General features: G+C 40.9%; 3 protein-coding genes and 2 pseudogenes. 1 reads left to right on the plus strand and 4 read right to left on the minus strand.

From position 1 onward, the window contains the following. Positions 1-437 (minus strand): annotated as a pseudogene (locus Q1V93_RS07925) (electron transfer flavoprotein beta subunit/FixA family protein); the annotation flags it as partial. 261 nt (positions 438-698) lie between these two features. On the opposite strand from Q1V93_RS07925, the gene Q1V93_RS07930 reads away from it, so the two are divergent. After that, a complete protein-coding gene (locus Q1V93_RS07930; RefSeq protein WP_300663533.1) occupies positions 699-1,679 on the plus strand; it encodes a pyruvate dehydrogenase complex E1 component subunit beta in 981 nt (326 codons plus the stop codon). Between the two features lie 105 nt (positions 1,680-1,784). On the opposite strand, the gene fabD is transcribed toward Q1V93_RS07930, so the two are convergent. The 3 genes and pseudogenes from fabD to Q1V93_RS07940 all read right to left on the minus strand — a co-directional run. Beyond that, positions 1,785-2,666: an ACP S-malonyltransferase gene (gene fabD / locus Q1V93_RS07935; RefSeq protein ID WP_300663535.1), complete on the minus strand. Its 882-nt coding sequence runs from the start codon at positions 2,664-2,666 to the stop codon at positions 1,785-1,787. Positions 2,667-2,777: 111 nt separating this feature from the next. Continuing rightward, positions 2,778-3,047 carry a GIY-YIG nuclease family protein gene (locus Q1V93_RS19380; RefSeq protein WP_367183776.1) on the minus strand — a complete coding sequence of 90 codons (270 nt, stop codon included), beginning with the start codon at positions 3,045-3,047 and terminating at the stop codon, positions 2,778-2,780. 56 nt (positions 3,048-3,103) lie between these two features. Beyond that, positions 3,104-3,312, minus strand: a pseudogene (locus Q1V93_RS07940) (hypothetical protein); the annotation flags it as partial.

Below are 3,312 nucleotides of genomic sequence, written 5' to 3' on the forward strand. Positions count from 1 at the left end.
TCCAGTTTCGTTGCCAAAGAAACAAACGGAAGATCCATTGCTTCAGCGATCATTCCTGCTACCTGGGAACCATTGTAATTAATCGTTTCTTTACCAGTCAGGATTAAATCAAAACCATTTGTTTTTGCGTATTCAGCGATTTGAACAGCTGTGAAATAAGCATCTTTCGGGTCAGCATCAATGCGCACCGCATCGTCGGCGCCAATTGCCAATGCTTTTCTGATAATGGCTTCGTCAGCTGCATTTCCAACAGTGATGATCGTCAAATTACCACCCAGAGTTTCTTTCAATTCCAATCCGCGAACAAGTGCATACCACTCATCGTACGGGTTGACAATGTATTGAACCCCATTTTCATCAAATTGCTTATTCCCGTCTGTGAAGGCAATTTTAGATGTAGTATCCGGAGATTTACTGATACATACAAGAATTTTCATATCTTTTTTATTTAAACGTAAGACTGCGCGCGTGTAAATTTTTACAAGTACAGTATTTGCTTGTTAAACATCCTTTCGGAAACAAAAATAATCAAATCATGCTAGGAAATAAAATGTTATGCATACATAATATGAAGTGGTTTTAAACAATTTGTTCACTATTTCTTGAAAATGTGTGTTCTTACTCCCTGTTTTAATGCGCCAGAAACGAATTTTGATTAATTTTGGTGCTGCTTTTAAGCGAAATAAAAAATAAAAAGAATGAAGACTGTTCAATTTAGAGAAGCCCTTCGTGAAGCTATGTCAGAAGAAATGCGCCGTGATCAAGGTGTTTTTTTGATGGGAGAAGAAGTTGCTGAATACAATGGGGCTTATAAAGTGTCTCAGGGAATGTTGGATGAATTTGGTCCAAAACGTGTGATTGACACCCCGATCGCAGAGTTAGGATTTGCTGGTATTGCTGTTGGAGCATCGATGAATGGTCTTCGCCCGATTGTTGAGTTCATGACATGGAACTTTGCAATTTTGGCTGCGGATCAGATTATCAACTCTGCTGCAAAAATGTTGCAAATGTCCGGTGGGCAATACGGTTGTCCGATCGTTTTCCGTGGAGGAAACGGAACTGCAGGTCAGTTGGCGGCAACGCACTCTCAAAGTTTTGAAGCATTTTATTCGCATGTTCCGGGATTGAAAGTCATTACTCCTTCAACACCATATGATGCAAAAGGCTTGTTGAAAGCGGCGATTCGCGACAACGACCCGGTTGTTTTCCTGGAATCAGAGAAAATGTACGGAGATAAAGGTGAAATTCCGGAAGGGGAATACATCATTCCGATCGGAGTGGGAGATATCAAGCGTAAAGGAACGGACGTAACAGTTGTTTCTTTCGGTAAGATCATCAAAGTAGCTCATGAGGCTGCGGAAGTGTTGGAAAAAGAAGGGATTTCAATTGAAATCATCGACTTGAGAACAATCCGTCCGATTGATTACCCGTTGATCGTTGAATCAATCAAGAAAACAAACCGTTGTGTGGTATTGGAAGAATCATGGCCTTTGGCATCTATTTCTTCTGAGATTGCTTACCATTTGCAGCGTTACGCATTCGATTACCTGGATGCTCCTGTGATGCGTGTAACGCAAACGGATACGCCATTTGCATTTTCTCCTACATTGATCGACGCGGCATTGCCGAATGTTGAGAAATTGGTGAAGGCTGTAAAAAGTACCTTGTACAGAAATTAAGAAATACGGTAGTTAATAAACAAAAAAGCCGGGGTGAAATTTTCACCCCGGCTTTTTTGATAGATATCAAGTAGGGGAAGCGATGCATCGCTTCCCCATCAATGATTAAATTTCTGCACTTGAAACCGGAAATGCGCGGTCCACTTTTTTGAAAAGCCCCTGAAGTACTTTTCCCGGACCAACTTCGATTACTTCCGTAGCACCGTCAGCAATCATTTGCTGCATGGTTTGTGTCCAGCGGACCGGAGCGGTTAACTGATCGATCAGGTTTTTCTTAATCTCATCCGGATTTGTAACAGCTGAAGCTGTTGTGTTCTGATAAACCGGACAAATCGGGGTGTTGAATGTTGTCGATTCGATTGCTTTTGCTAATTCTTCTCTTGCAGGTTCCATCAACGGAGAATGGAACGCTCCGCCAACCTGGAGAATCATGGCGCGTTTTGCACCTGCTTCCGTCAATTTCGCACAAGCTTCTTCCACGGCTGGAATTGTTCCTGAGATCACCAATTGTCCCGGACAGTTGTAGTTTGCCGCTACAACGATTCCGTCGATTGATTTACACACATTTTCGACCACTTCGTCTTCCAAACCAAGAATGGCAGCCATTGTGGAAGGAACAGCTTCGCATGCAGCCTGCATGGCCAAAGCGCGTTTTGAAACCAAGCGCAAACCATCTTCGAATGAAAGTGTTTTGTTTGCTACCAACGAAGAGATTTCTCCCAAAGAATGCCCGGCAACCATGTCCGGCTTGAAACTGTCGCCTAAACACGCAGCAAGAATCGTTGAATGCAGGAAAATGGCAGGTTGTGTCACTTTTGTTTGCTTCAGTTCTTCATCAGATCCTTCAAACATGATTTTTTGAATATCAAAACTCAAAATTTCATTTGCCTGAGCAAAAAGTTGTTTTGCCAGATCAGAGGAGTCGTACAGGTCTTTTCCCATTCCTGAGAATTGAGCACCTTGTCCGGGGAATACATATGCTTTCATACTATTGTTTTTTCGAGGAGGCAAATATAGAAACATTTGGAAAGGTTCATACTTCGACAAGCTCACTATTCTTAGTTGAAAAGGTTCAATGTGTCGGAGAGTATTATTTATTCAACTTCCTGTTGCATAATATTCGGGATTTTCAAACGAGTAAAATAACTCCCAATCATCAGCTCTATGTGTAAATCCAGTTTGATATGATTTAATCAGATGTTCTTGTAATCGAATTTCAATGTCTTTGCAACTCCCAATGTAATATTGGTCAATACTTGAAGAATAGATAATGTAAACAGTAGCCATGATTGAATATAACGAAAAATCCCAGGATTGTAAAACCAAAAAAGCCTCAACTTTCCGAAGAAAATCAAGGCTTAATCTCATGAGCTGGAAGCGCTCTTCCGATAGCTATCGGAAGTACTCGAAGTAGGTCCCGATAGCTATCGGGATGAACCCGCACGATATTTTGTGATGAGTTTGTCCATTATTTCCGGATATAATTTAAGGTTTTCAAGATATTTTCTGGATTTCATCTTTTTGATGTGAGTCTCTATTTTGCGGGCAGTTTCATATTCCAAATCTATGATTGAATAAAATAACTCCCAATCATCAGCTCTATGTGTAAATCCAGTTTGATATGATTTAATCA

Source organism: Fluviicola sp. (assembly GCF_030151805.1).
In the GTDB taxonomy this organism is placed as follows: Bacteria; Bacteroidota; Bacteroidia; order Flavobacteriales_D; family Crocinitomicaceae; genus Fluviicola.

Bases quoted from the DNA above. Each gene is read 5' to 3' on its own strand.
- Q1V93_RS19380 (WP_367183776.1), bottom strand. From the start codon at position 3,047: ATGAGATTAAGCCTTGATTTTCTTCGGAAAGTTGAGGCTTTTTTGGTT.
- Q1V93_RS07930 (WP_300663533.1), top strand. From the start codon at position 699: ATGAAGACTGTTCAATTTAGAGAAGCCCTTCGTGAAGCTATGTCAGAA.
- fabD (WP_300663535.1), bottom strand. From the start codon at position 2,666: ATGAAAGCATATGTATTCCCCGGACAAGGTGCTCAATTCTCAGGAATG.